This window comes from Sphingomonas zeae (assembly GCF_014197135.1).
Taxonomy (GTDB): Bacteria; Pseudomonadota; Alphaproteobacteria; order Sphingomonadales; family Sphingomonadaceae; genus Sphingomonas; species Sphingomonas zeae.
The window spans coordinates 165,620-186,990 of record NZ_JACIFA010000004.1; the positions used below are offsets into that span (position 1 = coordinate 165,620).

Consider the following 21,371-nt stretch of genomic DNA (forward strand, 5'->3'; position numbering starts at 1 on the left):
CGGTGATGGGAATTGGCCAAATCAGCCTTTGGAGGGACTGACGAAGATGTCCTCGATCGCGCAAGCAAACAGTTCGGCGATCTTGAAGGCCAGGGGGAGCGACGGATCATAGCGCCCCGTCTCGATCGCATTGACGCTCTGGCGGCTGACGTCCAGCCGCTCGGCCAGATCCTGCTGGCTCCAGCCGCGCTCGGCGCGCAGGGTGCGCAGGTGGTTGTTCATCGCGCCGCCCGCCATTCGGTCAAGGCGTTGAAGCAGCCGCCCAGCCCCAGTCCCGCAAACCACAGGACGGTCGTCCAATAGCCCTGCGCATGCTCGACCAGCCCAAAGCCTTCCAGAAATCCCCAGGCGGTGGATACGGACAGGGCAAAGCCGGTCGCGATCAGCGACTGTCGGACCATGAGCATACGGACATATTCGTCACGCATCTCGACCAGCAACCGGCCGATCACGACGAAGACACCCATGATCGGCAGTGCGGGCAATATAGCGACGACATAGGCGAGCAAGCCCGAGGGCGGTGCATGGCGGAACCACATATTCGCCCCCACCAGCGCAATAGCGTACACGCAGAAGGTCAGGAGCAGGCGATAGGTATAGCGCTTCATTTCAGGGCGTAGGGACATGACGAACCTCCTTCGAATGTGAAGGAGGCTTTACATGGAAAGTTCGCTTTACGTCAAGCGTCCTTTACGTGGCAAGTTGGTCTACTATGTCCTGCGCCAACAGGCTGAGCGTATCGTCGCGCGCGCCCATCACCACGATGCGGTCGCCCGGCCGCGCCTCCGCCACCAGCGCCGCCGCCGCCTCGGCACGGTCGGCGATGTGGCGGGCGTCGATACCCCGCACGCGCAGGTCGGCGACGATGTCGGCACTGGTCACTTCGCGTGCCACGGTACCGCCGAAATAGGCCGGGTCGGGCAGGACGAGCACGTCTTCCGGCTTCATCCGCGCGGCGATGCTATCGACCAGCTCGGTGCGCATGACCTTGAGCGGGCCATAGCCATGCGGCTGGAACAGGATCAGCAACCGCCCGGAAAAGGCGTGGAGCGTGTCCAGCGTCGCGGCGATCTTGTCGGGGTTGTGGCCGAAATCGTCGATGACGGTCACGCCGCCGCCCATGCCGACCTTTTCGAACCGGCGCTTCAGGCCGGTAAAGCGCTCGACTGCGCGGATCGCGTCGATCAGGGGCACGCCCGCCGCCACGCTGGCGCCGATCGCGGCCAGCGCGTTGGAGACATTGTGGCGGCCCGGCACCGACAGCCGGACATGATAGCCTGCCCCCCCGGTGATCAGGTCGAAGCTGATCGCAAAGGGTTCGGGCTTCAGCGCCTCGGCGACGAGATCGGCCGCGCCCTCCACCGCGAAGGTGGTGAGGTTGGGCAGGTCGGCGAGCAGCGCCGCCGTTTCCGCATCGCCCGCATTGGCAACGACATGCGCCGCGCGCGTTGCGAAGCCGCCGAACAGGTCGCGCAATTCCTCCAGCGACTTGTGGTCGAGGCTGACATTGTTCAGCACCGCGATGGCGGGGTTGTAGAGCGCGATCGAGCCGTCGCTTTCGTCCACTTCGCTGACGAACGCGTCGCCGCCGCCGACCAGCGCGCTGGCAAAGGGGCTGTCGGGCGAGACGAAATCCTTCATCACCGCGCCGTTCATCGCGGTCGGATCGCGGCCCGTCTGGTGCAGGATGAAGGCGATCATGCCGGTGACGGTCGACTTGCCGCTGGTCCCGGCCACGCCGATGGGGAGCTTGCTGTCGTTGAACAGGCTGGCCAGCATCTGCGCCCGGGTGGCGCGGGGACAGCCCAGCCGGTTGGCGGCGACGATGTCGGGCACCGTCTCCTCGACCGCCGCCGAGGCGATGACGAGCTGATCGGGCGAAGTGACGCCGGATCCGTCCTGCGGGTAGAGCGCGATGCCGGCGGCCCGCAGCGCCTCGAACTTCGCCGCGACGCGGCCCTGGTCGAGCCCACGATCGGAACCCGCAACCGTCCATCCACGCGCACGCAGGATCATCGCCAGCGGCATCATCCCCGATCCGCCGATACCCACCAGAAAACAGGAATTGCCGTTGGTCATAAGCCCACGCTATCGGCGGTTCTGCGGCACAGGGCAATGCCCGGCCGGATGGGGATACAAGGGGACGCGCTGACATGAAGATCGGAATCCTCGCGCCCGCCAGCATCGGCAACCCCGCCGCCGAAGCACCGGTCAGCGCCTTTGCCGCGATCGCCTATCCGGACGTCGACCTGATTTTCCATCCGCAATGCTATGAGCAGGACGGGCATTTCGCCGGGAATGACGAACGCCGCGCCTCGGCCTTTCTGGAGTTCGCCAATGATCCCGGCATCGACGCGATCTGGTTCCTGCGCGGGGGATATGGATCGAACCGCATATTGTCGCGGGTCATGCCGAATCTGAACGCGGCGGCAGGGCACAAGACCTATATCGGATACTCCGACTTGGGCTTCGTGCTGGGCGCGCTCTATGCCCGGCGGATCGGGCGGCCGGTGCACGGGCCGATGGCGAGCGACATAAGGCGGCAGCAAGGTGATGTGACGGTGGCGCGCTCGCTCGGCTGGTTCACCAGCGGCGACCGGCAGGGGCTGGAGCCGGGCCTGGACGGCCGTCCGGCGGCGGCGTTCAACCTGTCGATCCTCCATGCGCTGATCGGCACGCCCTGGCTTCCCGACCTGACCGACCATGTCCTCATCATCGAGGAGGTGTCGGAGCATATGTATGCGGTCGACCGGATGCTGTTCACCATGGCGAATGCCACCCAGCTAAAGGGCGTGGCGGGCGTGCGACTGGGCGCGGTCAGCAATGTGCAGCCCAACGAACCCGAATGGGGCGAGACGCTGGAGTTCATGATCCAGCGCTGGTGCACCGAGATGGGCGTGCCCTATCTGGGGCGCGCGCGCATCGGGCACATACAGGACAATCATCTGGTGCCGTTCGGGATTGCGTGAGGGAAAGAGGCGGGGTCCTGAAGACGTCATGGCCAACCGCCCTGCCAGGACTGCCGCCGACGGACGCGCTCGCCGTGTCGGAACCTGATGTCGGACCTGGGTACGGCCCGCCGCCGGATCGGATGACGCTCGAGACATGGCGCGCACAGTGGCCCGGGTCGCAAGGGCGGCCAGGCCAGCCATGGCGGCGCCGCTCCTTTTCGCGGGAAAAACGTTATGAGGCATCGCGTTAACCATTGGCGCGTAGGTTCGCCCAGATGGAAATGCGCAAAATCTGCAGCGGATGCCGCGACGGTATCGATTTCGAAATCCCCTTCGCGATGGCGTATCAGCCGATCGTCGACACCGCGACCGGCCGTCCCTTTGCCTATGAAGCGCTGATCCGGGGGATTGACGGCGAGAGCGCCTATAGCGTGCTGTCGCAGGTGACCGAGGCGAACCGCTATTCCTTCGACCAGGCGTGCCGGGTGAAGGCGATCGAAACCGCGATGGCGGCCGGGATCATGGACAGCAACGCGCGGCTGTCGATCAACTTCCTGCCCAACGCCGTCTACTCGCCGATGGCCTGCATCCAGCTGACGTTGCGCACCGCCCGGGCCGAGGGGCTGCCGATCGACCGGCTGATCTTCGAATTCACCGAGAATGAGCAGATGGGCTCGCCCGAGCATGTCGCGGGCATCATCGACACTTATAAGCAGATCGGCTTTTCGGTCGCGATCGACGATTTCGGCGCAGGCCATTCGGGGCTGGACCGCTTCGTCCGCTTCGCCCCCGACGAGGTGAAGCTGGACATGGAGCTGGTCCGCGACATCGACACCGATCCCCGCCGCCGCGCCATCGTGCGCGCCATGGTCGGCATGTGCGCCGAACTCGACACGCTGCTGATCGCCGAGGGGATCGAGACGGCGGCGGAGGCGGCGACGCTGAACGAACTCGGCGTCCGCTATCACCAGGGCTATTGGTATGCCCGGCCTGCGCTGGAGCAGCTACCGGAGATCCGGGCGCACGCCTGACCGCCACCCCATATACCTGCCGGGGATTCTTCCCTATAGAGCCCCTCGCGCCGGGCTCCGCTGGCGTATGACCCATAATTATCGAAGAGAGTATCCATGTCCGCGATGTTCCGTATCACGCTGCCCGACGGTTCCGTCCGTGAGGTCGCGCCCGGAACTACCCCCGCGGACATCGCCGCCGCGATCGGGCCGGGCCTCGCCAAGGCGGCGATCGCGGCGCGTGTCGATGGCGAGCTGCGCGATATCATGCGGCCATTCGACGGCGATTCCGCTCTCGCGCTGGTGACCGCGAAGGACGAGGCCGATGCGCTCGAACTCGCCCGCCACGACTATGCGCATGTGCTGGCCGAGGCGGTGCAGGCGCTGTTCCCCGGCACGCAGATCACCTTCGGCCCCGCGACCGACGACGGCTTCTATTACGACTTCGCGCCGAAGGACCGGCCCTTCACCGAGGAGGACCTGCCCGCGATCGAGGCCGAGATGCGCAAGATCATCGCGAAGGACGAGCCGCTGATCCGCGAGGTCTGGACCCGCGAGCAACTGATCGAACGCTGGAAGGCGCAAGGGGAAAGCTTCAAGGCCGAATGGGCCGCCGAACTGCCCGACGACGAGGAACTGACCGTCTATCGTGCGGGCAAGGGCGAGGATGCGTGGCTCGACATGTGCCGCGGGCCGCATCTGGCCTCGACCGGCAAGCTCGACCCCAATGCCTTCAAGCTGACCCGCGTGTCGGGCGCCTATTGGCGCGGCGACCAGAAGAACGCGATGCTCAGCCGCATCTACGGCACCGGCTGGCTGAACAAGAAGCAGCTGGCCGAGCATCTGACCCGGCTGGAGGAAGCCGCCAAGCGCGACCATCGCAAGCTGGGCAACGAGATGGATCTGTTCCACCTCCAGCAGGAAGCGCATGGCTCGGTCTTCTGGCACCCCAAGGGCTATCGCATCTGGCGCGAGCTGGAGGCCTATATGCGCCGCGCGATCGACGCCACCGGCTATCGCGAGGTCAAGACGCCGCAGGTGATGGACGCGCGCCAGTGGGAACAGTCGGGCCATTGGGGCAAGTATCGCGAAAACATGTTCGTGATCCCCGACGAGGTGCCCAACGTCGAGGATGAAGGCCCGCTGGTGTCGGACGACGCGCAGTGGATGGCGCTGAAACCGATGAACTGCCCGGCGCATGTCCTGATCTTCCGCCAGGGGATCAAGTCGTACCGCGACCTGCCCTTGCGTTTCTATGAGAATGGCTGCTGCCACCGCAACGAGCCGCACGGCGCGCTGCACGGCCTGATGCGCGTGCGCCAGTTCACCCAGGACGACGCGCATATCTTCTGCCGCGAGGACCAGATCGTCGAGGAAGTCCGCGCCTTCTGCGAACTGGCGGACCGGATCTACAAGGATTTCGGTTTCACCTATTCGATCAAGCTGGCGCTGCGCCCCGAAAAGCGCTTCGGCACCGAAGAGATGTGGGACATGGCCGAGGAGGAACTGCGCAACGCGGTCGTCGCGGCGGGCCTCGCCACCGAGCAATATGGCTGGGAAGAGCTGCCGGGTGAGGGGGCATTCTATGCGCCCAAGCTGGAATGGCACCTGACCGACGCGATCGGCCGCACCTGGCAGGTCGGCACCATCCAGTCCGATCGCGTCCTGCCCGAGCGACTCGACGCATCCTATATCGGCGAGGATGGCGAGCGGCATCGCCCGATCATGCTCCACCGCGCGATCTTCGGATCGTATGAGCGGTTCATCGGCATCCTGATCGAACATTATGCCGGCCGCTTCCCCGTCTGGCTGGCGCCGGTGCAGGCGGTGGTCGCGACCATCGTGTCGGACGCGGACGGCTATGCGGAAGAAGCGGCGGCCAAGCTGGCGGCGGCGGGCATCCGCGTCGAGACCGATCTGCGCAACGAGAAGATCAACTACAAGGTGCGCGAGCACTCGGTCGCCAAGGTGCCTGTGCTGCTGGTCGTCGGCAAGCGCGAGGCCGAGGAAGGCAAGGTCGCCGTCCGCCGCCTGGGCAGCCAGGCGCAGGAGATCATGACCCTCGAAGATGCCATCGCCATGCTGCGCGACGAGGCGACTCCGCCCGATCTGCGCGGCTGAAACATCACGGGTTGAAGGAAAGGGCGGGACGTTTGTCTCGCCCTTTCAAATTCGGGTCCGATCGCTTATATTGAAATCGCAATTGCCACAGGAGAAATACCCATACGTCCTCCCATGATGCGCCGTCCGATGCAGGCGCCGCCGATGAACGGTCCTCGGTTCAACGAGTGGATTCAAAGCCCCAAGGTTCGCGTGATCGACCATGAGGGCGAGAATCTCGGCGTGATGTACACGCGCGAAGCGATGGCGCAGGCCCAGGAGCTCGGCCTCGACCTGGTCGAAGTGTCGCCCAACGCCGACCCGCCCGTCGCCAAGTTCCTCGACGTCGGCAAATATAAGTACGAGGCGCAGAAAAAGGCGAATCTCGCCCGCAAGTCGCAGAAGACGCAGGAGATCAAGGAGATCAAGATGCGTCCGAACATCGACGACCATGATTACGACACCAAGATGAAGAAGGTGGCGGAATTCATCGGCGAGGGCGACAAGGTGAAGGTCACCATGCGCTTCCGCGGTCGCGAACTCAGCCATGGCCAGCTCGGCATGGCGGTGCTCCAGCGCGTCGCCGAGGCGATGGCAGAAACCGCCAAGGTCGAAGCCTATCCGCGCATGGAAGGTCGCCAGATGCTGATGGTCCTGGCGCCGAAGTGATCGGACCCGACTCGGGGGTTTAAGCCCCTAAGTCATCGGATGCTGATGAAACCCCCGGGCTTTCGAGCTTTCGGGGGTTTTCGTCTTGCGCTCGCACAGTGACGCAAAGCCGTCCGGGGTTACGCGCAGCCGCGAGACCGCGACGAGGATGGAGGGACGGGATTGTTCGTCCCCGCAATTCGCTGCGGCCGGACCGAAGCCGAAGGCACCCGATTTCCCCCAAAGCCTGTTTCGATGAAAAGGCAAAAAGAATGCCGCCCGCTATGGCAGGATCGGCAATGACGTCGTCGATTTGATCTCGGACAGCGCCACCGTCGAGTTGATCTCCTGCACGCCCGGGAGGTTGGACAGCCGTTCGAAGAACAGCCGCTCATAGGATTCGATATCCGCTGCGACGATCCGGAGCATGAAGTCGACCGAGCCCATCAGCACATGGCATTCCATCACCTCCGGCACCTCACGGATCGCGGCGGTGAACTCGTCGAGATTGGCGCGGCCATGGGCGTTGAGCTTCACCTGCGCGAAGATCTGCGCCTTCAATCCGACCTTCGCCCGGTCGACCAGCGCGACCCGACGCTTGATGATGCCGTCTCGCTCCAGCCGGTCGATCCGTCGCCAGCACGGCGAAGCCGAAAGTCCCACCGCTTCGGCGATCGCGGCCGTGGATAGGCTGGCATCCTCCTGGAGCAGAGCGAGGATGCGGCGTTCCCAAATATCGAGCTCTTGCGTCATATTTTTCGTGAATGGCTTATTTCTAGGATAATATAACCCGATATCGTCTGAATGCCTAACAAATCGGATCAGATTCGCCTCACGGCCTGGGCTATTCGGACGGCAGAGACAGTTTGAGGAATATGACCGATGCTTCGCCCCGTCCAAGACCGACAGAGCCTGCCGCCCGAAGAGGTGGTGACCTTTCATGACAGGGACAGTGGTGCGAGCGGTGTCATCGTTCTGCACTCGAGCGCGCTCGGCCCGGCTGCCGGTGGATGCAGGTTGTGGCATTACCCCGACGACCGCGCCGCGACCGTCGATGCGCTACGCCTCGCCGAAGGCATGGCGCTGAAAAACGCGCTTGCGGATCTGCCCTTTGGCGGGGGCAAGGCGGTGATCCGTGTGCCCCAGCGTCCGTTCGACCGGGCCGCGCTGTTTCGCGCCTTTGGTCGTCAGGTGGCCGAGCTGCAGGGGCGCTATGTCACGGCCGAAGACGTCGGAACGAGCGTGGCGGACATGGCGGAGGTGGCCACCCGGACGCGTCATGTCGCTGGGTTGCCCGCCTCGGGCCAGAAGCCTGGCGGTGATCCCTCGCCATGGACCGCGCTGGGCGTGTTGGAAGCGATGCGCGTCGCGGTCGATCGGCAGCTGGGCGCCGACCTGTCCGACCTGACCGTCGCGGTGCAGGGGCTGGGCCATGTCGGCTATGCGTTGTGCGAATTGCTTCACGCACAGGGGGCGAAGCTGATCGTCGCGGAGCCCCGCAGCGATGTCGCAGCACGCGCCGCCGACCGGTTCGGCGCGATGGTGATGAGCAGCCGCGCGTTGTTGTCCGCTCGCGTCGACGTGCTGGCCCCTTGTGCGCTGGGTGGGGTGCTGGACGCCGAGACGGTCGCGCAGTTGCGCGCAAGCGTGGTGTGTGGCGCGGCCAATAATCAGCTGGCCGGCGAGGACCTCGCCACCCGACTGGCCGAACGCGATGTGCTTTATGCGCCCGATTTCCTCGTCAATGCGGGCGGGATCATCAACGTCGCGGGCGAATATCTGGGCTGGTCCACACCCGAGGTCGAGCGGCGGGTCATGGCGGTGGGCCAGAAGATGGCGGCCGTTCTGGCGCTGGCCGATCAAAATGGCATCACGCCCGACGAAGCCGCGCGCGCATTGGCACTGGAACGAATCTCTCAGGTTTCGCGTGCGCAGGCGGCGGCTTAGTCGTCCACGACATTCATCCCATTCCCCCCTTGCAGGGGGAATGGGCTATTAGGGATTGGGCGGTTCTTCGTCGCGCCTGCGCTGGGCGTTGACGGCCCGGTTTTCCCGCGCGCGCTGGACGAAGCAGCCGGTCGCGCCGCCCGCGCCGACCGCCGAACAGCTGCCAATGCTGTTCACGCCCGCACCTTCGTTCAGCGTGCCCGTCGCCCGCGCCGCCCAGCTTTCATTCTCGGGCGTCACCTGAAGCTCGCGCAGCTCTTTGGGCACGCGGAACTGCTCCTCGGCGCCGCGGCGGACGCAGACGACGATCTCGTTGCCGTTATTGTCGGTCGGACAGCGCTCGTTGCCGAACAGGGTCAGCACGCCGTTGACCGGCGCGTTGCGCGATACCTCACCCGGCGCCTCGATCGGCTTGGCCTTGATCGCGCCGGGGGCGGCTATCTGTTGCGCCGTCACGGGGCTCGCGCTCGCGAAAACCACCAGCGTGGCGATGGCCCAGGGGCGGTTCATCATCCTCTCTCTCCCGCTCGTCCGCGTCAGATTCGCTTGGCCGCGGCGATCGCGACCTTGCAGCCTGCCCGGATCAATCCATAAAGCACCGGATAGGCGAACGCCTCCTGCGCGCCGGCGCCCAGCGCATGGTCGCGATGCTCCAACTCTTCGGCCTGGAAATCGGCGATCGCCTCGGACAGTTCCGGATCGCTGTCGCCCAGCTGTTCGAGCTGTTGCTGATAGTGTTTGTCGATTTCGGTTTCGACCGCGGCCGTGCAGGCCATCGCCGCCTTCGGGCTGATCGCGGCGGTGATCGCGCCCAGCGCAAAGCCCGCCTTGTCCCAAAAGGGCTGGAACAGCGTCGGGCGCACGCGGCGCTCGGCGATCAGCCGGTCGAAAAAGGCGCGGTGCCGCTCTTCCTGCTCGGCCATGTGGTGGATCGCGCGTGAAAAGGGATGCCGGTCGCCCAGCACCGCCAGTTGCCCCGCATAGATGCGGGTCGCGCCATATTCCCCGGCCTGGTCGACCCGGACCATCGCCTTCGTCGATTCACGCCGGTCGCCCGGCATCCAGCGAAGCTGGCTCATTGCACCTTCCTCATCAACAACAGGATCCCCACCGCGCCACCCAGCGACAAGATGGCGTTGAACCCGGCCAGTGAAATCCCGCCCAGAGTCCATTGCGCCACATCACAGCGGATGACCGGCGCCTTCAGAATCGCATTCAGCCGGTCGGCGGCGCTCCCGCCCGTGAAATTCACCGTCGAGGTGCAGGCGGTAAAGCCCTGCCACCAGCCATATTCCACCCCGGCATGGGCGACGCCGATCGCCCCCGACACCGCAATCAACAACGCCGCCAGTACGACAAGCGATCCCCGGATGCTGCGCTGGGGTACGAAGAAGGCGATCAGCGCCGGGACAAGCGCGGCGTAATGCGGCCAGCGCTGCCAATGGCACATCTCGCAAGGGTAAAGGCCGCCGATCAGTTGGCTGGCCCAGGCACCCGCAAGAAGCGCCGCGGGCAAGGCGAAGGCGATGATATTGGCCAGCCGCTCGTTTCGGGTACGGGGGGTCGCCATCGTCACTTCACCGGCGGCTTGGTGGCGGCGGCGACCTGGGCCGGGCCGCCCAGCCGCGCTACGGTCTTGAGCGCGTAATAGAGCTGGAAGTCCTCGATCCCCTGCTTCTTCAGCGCCTCGGGCGTGGCGGCGAAGCGCGGATCGGTCTTGGTATCCTCTTCCAGGATCGAATTGTCGGCCTTCACCTCGTTGATCAGGTGGCGGCGCAGATCGGCCTCGCGGAAGACGGGGCGCGTCTTGTAATCGGGGTCGGAAATCTGCGGCACTTTGATGTCCGGCTCGATCCCGCCCTCCTGCACCGAGCGGCCCGAGGGGGTGTAATAGCGCGCGGTGGTCAGTCGGAGTGCCGTCTCCGGCCCCAGCGGCAGCAGCGTCTGCACCGAACCCTTGCCGAAGCTGCGCTCTCCCATGACGATCGCGCGGTGATGATCCTGGAGCGCACCCGCGACGATCTCGGAGGCGGAGGCGGTGCCGGAATTGGTCAGCACGATGACGGGCAGGCCATGCGCATCGTCACCGGGCTTGGCATAATAGCGCTCGATATCCGACTTCTCGCGGCCGCGCTGCGACACGATCTCGCCATGATCGAGGAACGCGTCGCTGACCGCGATCGCCTGGGTCAGCAACCCGCCGCCATTGTCGCGCAGATCGACGACATAGCCCAGCGGCCGATGGCCCAGCGCCTTGTCGATCGCCATGATCGCAGCCCGCGTGTCGGCGCCGGTATTCTCGGAGAAGGTGTTGATGTTGATATAGCCGACATCGCCCTTCACCTCCCACTTGACCGGGCGCTGGACGATGACCTCGCGGGTCAGGGTCAGCTCGATCGGCTTGTCGCGGCCGGGGCGGACGATGGTCAGCTTGATCTTGGTGCCCGGCTTGCCGCGCATCTGGCCGATCGCCTCGTCCAGCGACTGGCCATAGATCAGCTTGCCGTCGATGTGCGTGATGTAGTCGCCCGACTTCACACCTGCGCGGCCTGCGGGCGTGTCCTCCTGCGGCGCGATGACCTTGATCGCGCCATCCTCCATCGAGACGGTCAGGCCCAGGCCCCCATAATTGCCCTCGGTCTGGATCTTCAGATTGTCGAAGTCGAGCGCATCGACATAGCTGCTATGCGGATCGAGCGCCGCCAGCATCCCCTGGATCGCGCCCTTGATGAGCGTGTCGTCGTCGACCTTGTCGACATAATCGGCCTTGATCCGGTTATACACGTCGAGGAACCGGTCGAACTGGCGAACGGTCGAGCTGTCCACCGCCGCCATCGCGGAGGTCGTGATCGGCACCATGGCCAGCGCGCCGACAAGGGCAGTAGCAGTCAGAAGCGGACGCTTCACAAACGAACGGGGCATCGAGGGTCCTGGACCAGATAAGCGATCCGCCTGTGTAGCGGGAAGCCGGACGCAATCAAAGCGCAACCGTGCTGAACGGGGGGTGAGCGGATGGTGGGGACTGTCGAGAACCGACAGCGGTCCGCCTTTCCTCGTTCCATGCTATGGAATGCCGCCAGCGTGACGGAATCGGTAGACGTATCGCCGCAGCGATCCTCGGCAATCGTCGGGGTGCGGGTTCGATCCCCGCCGCTGGCCATATCGGGCCACGGCGCAGCGCGGTCGCTATGCCTGACCGTTGCAGGAAACCGTCATGACGCGGCGTGTCGAGATTTCATACTCGACGTTGACCTGCATGCATCCGCCGTCGTTGATGCGAGGGAGCGCCTTGGCACTTTGATGCCAGCGTCTCTTGCCAGCGGGCGTTTCCGCCGCTTTGCGCCGTGCATCCAATCGCACTTGCGCCTTTATCTCGCCCTTGGCGCAAGGTCGGGAACTGAAGTCCGCCAGCATCTCTTCGCACCCCTGACTGAAGTCAATCGACGGCGATGGCAACAGATAGGTGGCCACAACCTTATCGGGTCCAGACAACGCATAGTTCCGACCATAGGACGCCAGCGGCCTGGCACCTTGGGGCAGCACCACGATCCCCTCAATCTCGTTCATCAGCGCCTGCTGGCGTGCGGGCTGCGGTAGCCCGGACACTTCGGCGAGGACCATGGCGACAAGCAAAAAGGGAGTGAGCATCGCAAACACTTACCGCCTAGAGATGATGCACACCATCCAGAAGGCAATCACCCTCACCCCAGGATCGCGGCGATATCCATCGGGCGGCCGTCGCGGCGCAATTCCACGGTCACGCGCGGCTCGACCCCGTTGCCGCCCCGCCCCGCCCGGCCGAGCACCGCGCCCGCCGCGACGTGCTGCCCCGGTTTGACCGCGATACCGTCCAACCCGGTCACCAAGCTGGTCCAGCCGGTGCCGTGATTCAGGATGACGATGCCGCCATAGCCGCGAAACGCGCCCGCATAGCGGACCTCGCCGTCTGCGGGCGCGGCGACCGGCGCATAGGGAACGGTGGACAGGGTGATGCCGCGCGCCCGCACGCCCGAATCCGAAATCTCGCCGAAGCCGCCCGCGACCCGCCCGCGCACGGGCAGGCGATAGGTGCCCGGCGCGATCACCGGCCCCATGACGCCGGGGCCGAGCGGACGCGAGACGGGGCCGGGCAGCGCGATCAGGTCCCCCGCCGTCGCCCGCGCCTCGCCGCGTTCGGCCATGCGGTCGACGATGTCGCGCGCCGCCTCGCCCAGCGCCAGTGCGCGGTTGGATTCGTCGATCGCGACCTGGCCCAGCGCTTCGGCGCGACCGCGATGGCTCGCCTCCAGCTTGGCCAGCGCCTGGCGTTCGCTCTCCAGCTTGGTGGTGGTCGCCGCCAGCGCGCGCGCCGCCACCGTCACCTGCGCACGCACCCGTCGGGTGGCGGCGAGTTCGGCGCGAACGGTCGCGGAACGCTGGGCGATGACGGGGGCGACGGTGGCGAAGACCGCGCGGACATGCGCCAGATCGGCGACCGAGCCCGGCTGCGCCACCGCCGCCAGCGGGGGACGCGCCGCCATGCTCTGCATCGCGGCCAGCAGATGCGCGAGCGGGGCCTGCGCCCTGGCCAGTTTCGCCTGTTGTTGCTCCAGCAGCCCGGCGACCAGATCGACCCGGGCACGCGCCGCCGTCACCTCGGCCTCCGCCGCCGCGACGCGGGCTGCCATCGCGCGCTCCTTCGCCTGGGCGATGGCGGCGGCGTTGCGCTCGACCCCGGCTTGGCTCTCCAGTGCCTGGGCGCGCGCCTGCGCCGCCGCCGCGCCCACACGGGCCTCGGCCAGCCGCCGCTGGTCTCCGGCGATGTCGGTCGCGCCGAGCAGCGCCAGGGCCGTCAGCGCCAGCACGCCATGCCGCCGCGCCCCATGACGCAACACCACGTCTAGCCTTCGCGGTGATAGGGATGGTTGGCGAGGATGCTGGTCGCGCGGAACAGCTGTTCGGCCAGCATCGCACGCGCCATCATGTGCGGCCAGGTCGCCCGGCCATAGGAGATGAGCAGGTCGGCGCGTGCCCGGTCGGCATCCTCGAACCCGTCCGCCGCGCCGATCATGAAGCGGCACTCGCGCACGCCATCGTCACGCCAGCGCTCCAGCCGACGCGCGAAATCCATCGAGGTCAGGTTCTCGCCCTTCTCGTCCATCAGGACCAGACGCGCCTGGCCCTCCAGGGCTGGAACCTTGCCGCCGGTATCGGGGAGTTCGGTCACCTTGGTCGGCCAGCCGATCCGCTTGATATAGCGGTCGACCAGTTCGGCCTCGGGCGAACGGCCGATCCGCCCGCGCGCGACGATATGCAGCAGCACGGGCGGGCTCTAAAGCGTCAGAGCTGGCGGTCGGCCGGGCTGGCGGGCGGAGTGGGCGCATCGCCGAACGCCCACATGCGCTCCAGATTGTAGAAGGTGCGAACCTCGGGCCGGAACAGGTGGACGATCACGTCGTTCGCGTCGATCAGCACCCAGTCGGCGGTCGGCAGACCCTCGATCCGGACCGAGCGACCGAACTCGGCCTTGATCTTCTCGGAGAGTTTCATCGCCATAGAGGCGACCTGCCGGGTCGAGCGACCGCTGGCGATCACCATGAAATCGGCAATCGACGATTTGCCCGCGAGCGGGATCGAAATCGTCTCCACCGCCTGGTCGTCATCCAGCGACGCGAGGATCAGGCGGTGCAGCGCCTCCACCTCGGCGGGATCGGACGGACGCGGCGATTGCGGGGAAGTGGCCAAGTGAGCTCCTGTTCAGGGGACGTTCCGGCCCATATGCCGAAACCAGTCCGGATCGCGAGCCCGAAGGCCCGTGGCGGAAGTCGGGTCGGGGCGGAAGCGCAACAGCACGAAGGCCGGCAAACTCCACATCGTCCAGTTCTTCGCCTGGTCCGGACGCCTCTGGAAACGCCTGAACCAGCCCAGCGCGGGTGTCGCGTGGGCGACCGCATTGTACCCCGGACGGTCGATAACCGCAATCGGGATCGCGCGGGCAATCGAACGCCACCCGCGCCACCGGTGAAATTGCTGCAAATTATCCTCGCCCATCAACCAGATAAAGCGGTGACCGGGGTAACGCCGGGTGATCGCACGGACGGTGTCGAGGGTATAGCGGGTGTGCAGATCCTGCTCGATCGCGCTCGCCCGGATCGGCGCGCGGCGGGCCATGCGCTCGGCCGAGGCGAGCCGCGCGGAAAAGGGTGCCATGTCACTGGCGCCATCCTTCAGCGGATTGCCGGGCGATACCAACCACCAGACCTCATCCAGGTCCAGCGCGCGCATCGCGTCCAGCGTGATCCGGCGATGCCCCCGATGCGCCGGGTTGAACGACCCCCCGAGCAGACCGATCTTCATCCTCGGATTTGGCCCGTTCCGCGCCCGATCCATTTATACGTGGTCAGCCCCTCCAGCGCGACGGGTCCGCGCGCGTGCAGGCGTCCGGTGGCGATGCCGATCTCGGCGCCCAGTCCGAACTCGCCGCCGTCCGCGAACTGGGTCGAGGCGTTCCAAAGCACGATCGCGCTGTCGACTTCGGCGAGGAAGCGCTCGGCAACGCCCGCATCCTCGGCGACGATCGCGTCGGTGTGGTGCGATCCGTGCGCCGCGATATGCGCCATCGCGCCACCGACCCCGTCGACCAAGGCGACGCTCGCAACCGCGTCAAGATATTCGGTATCCCAATCTTCGGGGGTCGCGGCTTCCAGGCCGGGGACGATCTCGCGCACCGCGTCGTCGCCGCGCACCGTACATCCGGCCTGCACCAGCGCCGCAACTAGTTCGGCGGGGTGGCAGTAAGCCTGGTCGATCAGCAGCGTCTCCATCGCGCCGCAAATGCCGGTACGCCGCATCTTGGCATCACGCACGATGCGGGTCGCCATGGCGTGATCGGCAGAGCCGTCGACATAGACATGGTTGATCCCGTCGAGATGCGCGAGGACGGGCACCTTGGCCTCGGCCTGCACCCGGGCGACCAGGCTTTTGCCCCCGCGCGGGATCAACAGGTCGATCAGGCCCTCCGCCGCCAGCATCGCCCCGACCGCCGCGCGGACGGTCGTGGGGACCAGCTGCACCGCATCGGCCGGGCCGCCCGCCGCCGTCCAGCCCTGGACAAAGGCGGCGTGGAGCGCGCGGTTGCTGTGCACCGCCTCCGTCCCCCCACGCAGGATCGCGGCATTGCCCGCCATCGCACACAGCGCCGCGGCATCGACCGTGACGTTGGGGCGGCTTTCATAGACAATACCGATCACCCCCACCGGCACGCGGACGCGCGAGAGGTGGAGGCCGTTGGGCCGGGTGCGCTCGTCGATCCGCTCGCCGACCGGATCGGGCAGCTCGGCCACAGCCTCGACACCAGCGACGATGCCGGCGATCCGGGCGTCGTCCAGCGTCAGCCGGTCAAGCATCGCGGAACCGAGACCGTTCGCCGCCCCTGCGGCCACGTCGCGCGCATTGGCCTCCAGCACAGCCGGGGTTGCAACACGGATCGCGGCGGCGGCGGCGCGCAGGGCATTCGCCTTGGCGTCGGTCGGCATCTGCGCCAGCGTGACGGCGGCAATGCGGGCGCGCTGGCCCATGTCGGCGATCAGGGTGGGGATGTCATGATGCTCGGCCATGCCCGGGCGGTATCATGGTAAGGGAACGCACCCAAGCATCTGAATCTTCTTCCCCGGCAAGGGGAGGTGCCAGGCGCAGCCCCGACGGAGAGGTGTCACCTCTCGATAGCGGGATATCCCTCCACCATGCGGCGCATGGTCCCCATCTTCTCGCAGGGGAGGAATGTGTCGTGGCCTCTCCATTTGTTCACACCCATCCTCTATGACGCCCCGATGCACAGCCGTTTCGAATCCCTCCCCAACCGCCGCGCCATCGTCGATCGCCGGGCACTTGCCGAACAGGTCGCTGCGCTGGGGATTACGGGGGCGGAAGGCCGCACGCTTGTCACGCCGGTCCTTCGCGCCGCACTTGACGCCGGGCGCCAGGAGGTGGCGCGGCGGCTCTCGCTCCACCCGTCGCGTGGGTTGGAGGCGGCGGCGGCGCAGGCTTATCTGACCGATCAGGTGCTGAAGGTGCTGTTCGACTTCACCACCGATACGCTCTACCCCTTGAGCAACCCCACGGCGGGCGAGCGGCTGACCCTGATCGCGGTGGGCGGCTATGGCCGGGGGGAGATGGCGCCCTATTCGGATGTCGATATCGGCTTCCTCACTCCCTTCAAACAGACGCCCCATGCCGAGCAGGTCATCGAGTCGATGCTCTATTCGCTCTGGGATCTGGGGCTGAAGGTCGGCCATTCCAGCCGCTCGATCGATGAGATGATCCGCCAGGCCAAGGGCGATGTGACCGTGCGTACAGCCCTGCTGGAGGGGCGCTTCCTGTGCGGGGACCAGGCGCTGTATGACGAGGCCTCGCGCCGCTTCAAGGCGGAGATCCAGACCGACACCCACCGCCAGTTCATCGCCGACAAGCTGGCCGAGCGCGACCTGCGCCACCGCAAGATGGGCGATACCCGCTATGTCGTCGAGCCGAACGTCAAGGAAGGCAAGGGCGGCCTGCGCGATCTCCACGCGCTCTTCTGGATCGGCAAATATGTCTATGACGTCGACCGCGCCGCCGACCTGATCGACCGTGGCCTGTTTACCCGCGAGGAATATCGGCAATTCCACCGCGCCGACAATTTCCTGTGGGCGGTGCGCTGCCACCTTCACACCATCACGGGGCGCGCCGAGGATCGCCTCACCTTCGACGTGCAGCGCCAGATTGCCGAGAGGATGCGCTTCTCCGACCGGCCGGGTAAGGCGAAGGTCGAGCGGTTCATGCAGCTCTATTTCCTTCAGGTGAAGACGGTCGGTGCACTGACCGGCGCCTTCCTGGCGCATCTGGACGAGCGGTTCGCGGCGCGCGGGCATCGCTTCGGCCTGCCCACCATCCGCCGCCGCCCGCGCCGGCTGAACGGCTTCGTGCTGGATCGCGGTCGCCTCGCCCTGCCGCGCGACGACTTTTTTCAGGAAGACCCGGTGCGTCTGATCGAGATTTTCCAGCTTGCCGACCGTTACGAGCTGGAGGTGCATCCGCTGGCGGTGCGGGCCGCCTCGCGCGACGCCAAGCTGGCCGACGACATCCGGGGTGACCCGCGCGCCAACGCCCTGTTCCTCGACGTGCTGACCAGCCGCCACGACCCGGAGCTGGTGCTGCGCTGGATGAACGAGGCGGGGGTGTTCGGCCGCTTCGTGCCCGACTTCGGCCGCGTCGTCGCACAGATGCAGTTCGACATGTACCATCACTATACGGTCGACGAACACACCATCCGCGCGCTCGGCCTGCTTGCCCGGATTGAGCGGCAGGAACTGGTCGAGGAACACCCCGTGGCCTCGGCGATCATCGGCCAGATCGTCTCGCGCCGCGTGCTGTATGTCGCGGTGCTGCTCCACGACATTGCCAAGGGGCGCGGCGGCGACCATTCGATCTTGGGCGCGGAAGTGGCCGAGCGCCTGTGCCCGCGCTTGGGCCTGAGCGAAGCGGAGACCGAGACGGTCGCCTGGCTGGTTCGCTGGCACCTGCTGATGTCCGCCACCGCCTTCAAGCGCGACCTGTCGGACTTCAAGACGATCCTCGACTTCTGCGAGACGGTGCAGAGCCCCGAGCGGCTTCGCCTGCTCCTTCTCCTGACCATCGTCGACATTCGCGCGGTCGGGCCGGGCACCTGGAATGGATGGAAGCGCCAACTTCTCGCCGATCTCTACGACGCCGCCGAGGAGGTTCTCCGGCTCGGCCACAAGCAGCGCGGCCGAACCGAACGGATCGCCGCCAAGCAGGCGCGGCTGGGCGAGTTGCTCGGCTGGCCCGAGGCACAGTTTGCGGCGCATGTCCGCCGCCTGCCCGAAGCCTATTGGATTGCCGAGCCCGAGGACGTGTTGGCGCACAACGCGCGACAGATGGCGGCGGCAGGGGATGCGCAGCTGTCGATCGACGCGCAGGTCTATGGCGAGCGCGGGGCGACGCTCGTATCGATCTACGCCGCCGACCATCCGGGCTTGTTCTACCGCATCGCGGGTGCGATCCATGTCGCGGGCGGCAACATCATCGACGCGCGCATCCACACGACGCGCGACGGCATGGCGATCGACAATTTCTTGGTCCAGGACCCGCTTGGCCGCCCCTTCGACGATCCGGGCCAGCTCAGCCGCCTGCGTCGCGCGATCGAGGATGCGCTGGCCAACCGCAGCAAGCTGGCCGACCGGCTGGTCGCCAAGCCCAATGCCAGGCCCCGCGCCGACGCCTTCCCCATCGCGCCCAACGTCCTGATCGACAATCGCGCGTCGAATCGCTTCACCGTGGTCGAGGTCCATGCACGCGACCGCCCGGCGCTGCTCAACCAACTCGCTCATGCGCTGTTCCAGTCGAAGGTGACGATCCACTCGGCCCATGTCGCGACCTATGGCGAGCGCGCGGTCGACGTATTCTACCTGACCGACCTGACAGGGGATCAGATCACCAATGGCGGGCGGCTGAAGACGCTGGAGAAACGGCTTCTCGGCGCGGCGGCGGGGGAGACGCTGGAGATCGCAGCCTAGATTCCCGTCATCCGTTCGGCTGACCGGATGCGGAATCCGGGCGTCCCGCTTGTCGCTGACGTTACGGGCGGGTAGCGGCGGGGCACGGCGAGGAGGGATCCGATGACGCGGTGGCAGGGCACAGGCTTGGGCGGCATCCGGACAGGACTCTTCCTGCTCGTCTGGTTCGCCTGCGCATGGTTCGGATCCTGGGAACTCAATCCTAACAACGCGACCCGCCTGTTCGCGGCCATCCGCATGGTCGAGGACGGCACGGCGACCATCGACCCCTTTGCGCCGCTGACCATCGACAAGGCGCAGTTCGGCGCCCATGCCTATCTCGACAAGGCACCGGGCATGACGCTGATGGCGCTGCCGGCCATAGCGCTGACCGATGGGATCACCGGCGATCGGGCCGAGCATCATGCGCTATCCTCGGTCGATCCGGGTTTCGTGCGTTATCTGAAGCTGCGGACCCGGGTGGCGGCCGCCACCGGATCGGCGCTCCTGACCGCGATTGCCGCCGTCCTGTTGTTTGATCTGGCGCTCAGCCTGACCGGCAGCGCGGGAGCAGCGCTGTTTGCCGCGCTCGGCTATGCGCTGGGAACGCCCATCTGGGGTTATTCGACGACATTGCTCGGCCATGCGAGCGTGGGGGCGTTGTTCGTCATCGCGCTGGCCGGAGTGGCGCGGGGCGGCGCGCGTTGGCTGGGGGTGGCGGGGCTGGCGCTGGGCTGGGCGGTGGTCATCGAATATCAGGCCGTGCTGGCGGGTTCCGCCATAGGGCTTTGGGCCGTGTGGCGGCACCGGGCCAGGCCCAGGGCGCTCGCCCCGTTTCTCGCGGCAGGACTGATCGGTCTGGTCCCGCTATTCGCCTATAATCTTTTTGCCTTCGGGACGCCGTTCCGAATCGGTTATTCGGGTGTGGTCGGGTTCGAGGGGATGAATCAGGGGCTGTTCGGCCTGACCGTTCCCAGGATCGCGGTATTGCGCGAAATCCTGATCGGGCCGATGCGGGGATTGCTCTGGGTGGCGCCGATCCTGTTCCTGGCACCCATCGGGCTGTGGCGGCTGGCGGAGGCGCGAGCGACGCGCGCGCTGGCGCTGACCGCCGTCGAGGTGGCGCTGATCGCGTTGCTGGTCAACGCGGCCTATGTCTATTGGGACGGCGGCAATGCGACCGGACCGCGCCACGCCATGCCGCTGGCGGGCGTTGCCGCGCTCGGGCTGGCGCCGCTCTGGGCGACGGCGCGGACGCTTTGGCAAAGGGGCGTGCTGGCGTTGGTGCTGGCGGGCTCGATCGCGATCAACCTGACCATCGCCTCGGCCGAGATTTTCGCGCCGCCGACCTTCCGCTGGGCCTGGTGGCAGGCGGTGATGCAGCAGCGTTTCCTGGTCGGCGACCTGCGCACCATCCCCTCCGACTGGTGGGGATGGACGACATGGAATGGCCTCTGTCTCTGGGTAGCGGTGGCGATCCCGCTGGCGCTATGGCTGATTCAGTCCTGCGCGCGCTTCAGGCCGCGCACCCGGTGCCAGATATAGAAGCCGACCAGCAGGACCAGCACGACCCCGATCGCCAGGTCGGCGCGGTGGAAGAACGCCTTCACGCGGGGATCGGAATCCCACTTTTCGCCCAGTTCGCGCCCGACGATCGCCAGTACCAGGCAGAAGGGCCAGCTGCCGATAAAGGTATAGAGGTGGAAGGGGACGAGCTTCATTCGCGCGACCCCGGCTGGAAAGGCGATGAAAGTACGGATGACCGGCAGCAACCGCCCGATCAGCACCGCGATCGAGCCATAGCGCGCGAAAAAGCGGTCGGCGGCGTCCAACTCGCCCGGCCCGATCAACAGATACTTGCCCCAGCGCTCGGCGACCGGCCGGCCGCCGCGCTTGCCGATTTCATAGGCGACGATCGACCCCAGATTGCAGCCCAGCGCCCCCGCCGTCGCGGCGAGGTACAGGTTGAACTGGCCGGTCGACACCAGATAGCCCGCAAAGGGCATGATGATCTCGGACGGTAGCGGAATGCACGCGCTCTCGATCGCCATCAGGAGCATGATGCCCAGATAGCCGCCGGTGGAAATGACCCAGATGGCGAAGCTCGCCAGCGCGGAAAGAATATGCTCGACCATGGGGGCAGCGAATTGCGCGATCGGGGGGCGGGGGTCAATCGGAACCGC

At 66.4% G+C, this 21,371-nt stretch carries 22 protein-coding genes and 1 pseudogene; 8 read left to right on the plus strand and 15 right to left on the minus strand.

What is annotated here, in order from left to right:
- Nucleotides 1–21 precede the first annotated feature (21 nt).
- The 3 genes from GGR45_RS07810 to GGR45_RS07820 all read right to left on the minus strand — a co-directional run bounded on the left by GGR45_RS07810 (nt 22) and on the right by GGR45_RS07820 (nt 2,079).
- Complete coding sequence (locus GGR45_RS07810) at nt 22–222, minus strand: helix-turn-helix transcriptional regulator (RefSeq protein WP_175311648.1); 201 nt, start codon at nt 220–222, stop codon at nt 22–24.
- Nucleotides 219–626 (minus strand): hypothetical protein, encoded by a 408-nt coding sequence (locus GGR45_RS07815; protein ID WP_175311647.1) that lies wholly within the window; start codon nt 624–626, stop codon nt 219–221. Before GGR45_RS07815 ends, GGR45_RS07810 begins: the two co-directional genes overlap by 4 nt.
- A 64-nt stretch (nt 627–690) precedes the next feature.
- On the minus strand, nt 691–2,079 hold the full coding sequence (locus tag GGR45_RS07820) for a UDP-N-acetylmuramate--L-alanine ligase (RefSeq protein ID WP_175311646.1): 1,389 nt from the start codon (nt 2,077–2,079) through the stop codon (nt 691–693).
- 74 nt (nt 2,080–2,153) lie between these two features.
- On the opposite strand from GGR45_RS07820, the gene GGR45_RS07825 reads away from it, so the two are divergent.
- The 4 genes from GGR45_RS07825 to infC all read left to right on the plus strand — a co-directional run bounded on the left by GGR45_RS07825 (nt 2,154) and on the right by infC (nt 6,730).
- Nucleotides 2,154–2,969 carry an LD-carboxypeptidase gene (locus GGR45_RS07825; RefSeq protein WP_175311645.1) on the plus strand — a complete coding sequence of 272 codons (816 nt, stop codon included), beginning with the start codon at nt 2,154–2,156 and terminating at the stop codon, nt 2,967–2,969.
- Nucleotides 2,970–3,232: 263 nt separating this feature from the next.
- Nucleotides 3,233–3,982: an EAL domain-containing protein gene (locus tag GGR45_RS07830; RefSeq protein ID WP_175311795.1), complete on the plus strand. Its 750-nt coding sequence runs from the start codon at nt 3,233–3,235 to the stop codon at nt 3,980–3,982.
- A 96-nt stretch (nt 3,983–4,078) separates the two neighbouring features.
- Complete coding sequence (thrS, locus tag GGR45_RS07835; RefSeq protein ID WP_175311644.1) at nt 4,079–6,082, plus strand: threonine--tRNA ligase; 2,004 nt, start codon at nt 4,079–4,081, stop codon at nt 6,080–6,082.
- A gap of 114 nt (nt 6,083–6,196) precedes the next feature.
- Nucleotides 6,197–6,730, plus strand: a complete 534-nt coding sequence (gene infC / locus GGR45_RS07840; protein ID WP_175311643.1) for a translation initiation factor IF-3 — start codon at nt 6,197–6,199, stop codon at nt 6,728–6,730.
- Between the two features lie 261 nt (nt 6,731–6,991).
- Here the strand turns inward: infC and GGR45_RS07845 are convergent, their stop codons facing one another.
- Nucleotides 6,992–7,462 carry an Lrp/AsnC family transcriptional regulator gene (locus tag GGR45_RS07845; protein ID WP_175311642.1) on the minus strand — a complete coding sequence of 157 codons (471 nt, stop codon included), beginning with the start codon at nt 7,460–7,462 and terminating at the stop codon, nt 6,992–6,994.
- Nucleotides 7,463–7,591: 129 nt separating this feature from the next.
- On the opposite strand from GGR45_RS07845, the gene GGR45_RS07850 reads away from it, so the two are divergent.
- Nucleotides 7,592–8,656 (plus strand): Glu/Leu/Phe/Val family dehydrogenase, encoded by a 1,065-nt coding sequence (locus GGR45_RS07850; protein ID WP_175311641.1) that lies wholly within the window; start codon nt 7,592–7,594, stop codon nt 8,654–8,656.
- 48 nt (nt 8,657–8,704) lie between these two features.
- Here GGR45_RS07850 and GGR45_RS07855 read toward each other — a convergent pair whose 3' ends face one another.
- The 4 genes from GGR45_RS07855 to GGR45_RS07870 are packed head-to-tail and all read right to left on the minus strand — an operon-like array spanning nt 8,705 to nt 11,578.
- Entirely contained in the window at nt 8,705–9,169 is a 465-nt protein-coding gene (locus tag GGR45_RS07855; RefSeq protein WP_175311640.1) for a hypothetical protein, read from the minus strand.
- Nucleotides 9,170–9,192: 23 nt separating this feature from the next.
- Entirely contained in the window at nt 9,193–9,735 is a 543-nt protein-coding gene (locus GGR45_RS07860; RefSeq protein ID WP_175311639.1) for a demethoxyubiquinone hydroxylase family protein, read from the minus strand.
- Entirely contained in the window at nt 9,732–10,226 is a 495-nt protein-coding gene (locus GGR45_RS07865; protein WP_175311638.1) for a disulfide bond formation protein B, read from the minus strand. The genes GGR45_RS07860 and GGR45_RS07865 overlap by 4 nt, the downstream gene beginning before the upstream one ends.
- 2 nt (nt 10,227–10,228) lie before the next feature.
- Nucleotides 10,229–11,578, minus strand: a complete 1,350-nt coding sequence (locus tag GGR45_RS07870; RefSeq protein WP_175311637.1) for a S41 family peptidase — start codon at nt 11,576–11,578, stop codon at nt 10,229–10,231.
- Between the two features lie 153 nt (nt 11,579–11,731).
- Between GGR45_RS07870 and GGR45_RS07875 the strand changes: the two are divergent.
- A pseudogene (locus GGR45_RS07875) lies at nt 11,732–11,815 on the plus strand.
- A 27-nt stretch (nt 11,816–11,842) separates the two neighbouring features.
- On the opposite strand, the gene GGR45_RS07880 reads toward GGR45_RS07875, so the two are convergent.
- From GGR45_RS07880 to GGR45_RS07905, 6 genes are read right to left on the minus strand one after another with little or no spacing between them, the layout of a single operon-like run.
- Nucleotides 11,843–12,304, minus strand: a complete 462-nt coding sequence (locus GGR45_RS07880; protein WP_175311636.1) for a hypothetical protein — start codon at nt 12,302–12,304, stop codon at nt 11,843–11,845.
- Between the two features lie 53 nt (nt 12,305–12,357).
- A complete protein-coding gene (locus tag GGR45_RS07885) occupies nt 12,358–13,533 on the minus strand; it encodes a murein hydrolase activator EnvC family protein (RefSeq protein WP_343051166.1) in 1,176 nt (391 codons plus the stop codon).
- A 2-nt stretch (nt 13,534–13,535) separates the two neighbouring features.
- Nucleotides 13,536–13,958 (minus strand): 23S rRNA (pseudouridine(1915)-N(3))-methyltransferase RlmH, encoded by a 423-nt coding sequence (locus GGR45_RS07890; protein WP_175311635.1) that lies wholly within the window; start codon nt 13,956–13,958, stop codon nt 13,536–13,538.
- 17 nt (nt 13,959–13,975) lie between these two features.
- Complete coding sequence (rsfS, locus tag GGR45_RS07895) at nt 13,976–14,380, minus strand: ribosome silencing factor (RefSeq protein WP_175311634.1); 405 nt, start codon at nt 14,378–14,380, stop codon at nt 13,976–13,978.
- A 12-nt stretch (nt 14,381–14,392) separates the two neighbouring features.
- Nucleotides 14,393–14,992 (minus strand): nicotinate-nucleotide adenylyltransferase, encoded by a 600-nt coding sequence (locus GGR45_RS07900; RefSeq protein WP_175311633.1) that lies wholly within the window; start codon nt 14,990–14,992, stop codon nt 14,393–14,395.
- Nucleotides 14,989–16,251, minus strand: a complete 1,263-nt coding sequence (locus tag GGR45_RS07905; protein WP_175311632.1) for a glutamate-5-semialdehyde dehydrogenase — start codon at nt 16,249–16,251, stop codon at nt 14,989–14,991. Before GGR45_RS07905 ends, GGR45_RS07900 begins: the two co-directional genes overlap by 4 nt.
- Nucleotides 16,252–16,464: 213 nt before the next feature.
- Between GGR45_RS07905 and GGR45_RS07910 the strand changes: the two genes are divergently transcribed.
- Nucleotides 16,465–19,209 carry a [protein-PII] uridylyltransferase gene (locus tag GGR45_RS07910; RefSeq protein ID WP_175311793.1) on the plus strand — a complete coding sequence of 915 codons (2,745 nt, stop codon included), beginning with the start codon at nt 16,465–16,467 and terminating at the stop codon, nt 19,207–19,209.
- Between the two features lie 102 nt (nt 19,210–19,311).
- Nucleotides 19,312–20,733 carry a hypothetical protein gene (locus GGR45_RS07915; protein WP_175311631.1) on the plus strand — a complete coding sequence of 474 codons (1,422 nt, stop codon included), beginning with the start codon at nt 19,312–19,314 and terminating at the stop codon, nt 20,731–20,733.
- Here the strand turns inward: GGR45_RS07915 and GGR45_RS07920 are convergent.
- Nucleotides 20,688–21,323, minus strand: coding sequence for a DedA family protein (locus GGR45_RS07920; RefSeq protein ID WP_175311630.1), 636 nt, complete (start codon nt 21,321–21,323; stop codon nt 20,688–20,690). The two genes, GGR45_RS07915 and GGR45_RS07920, sit on opposite strands and share 46 nt — an antisense overlap.
- Between the last annotated feature and the right edge of the window lie 48 nt (nt 21,324–21,371).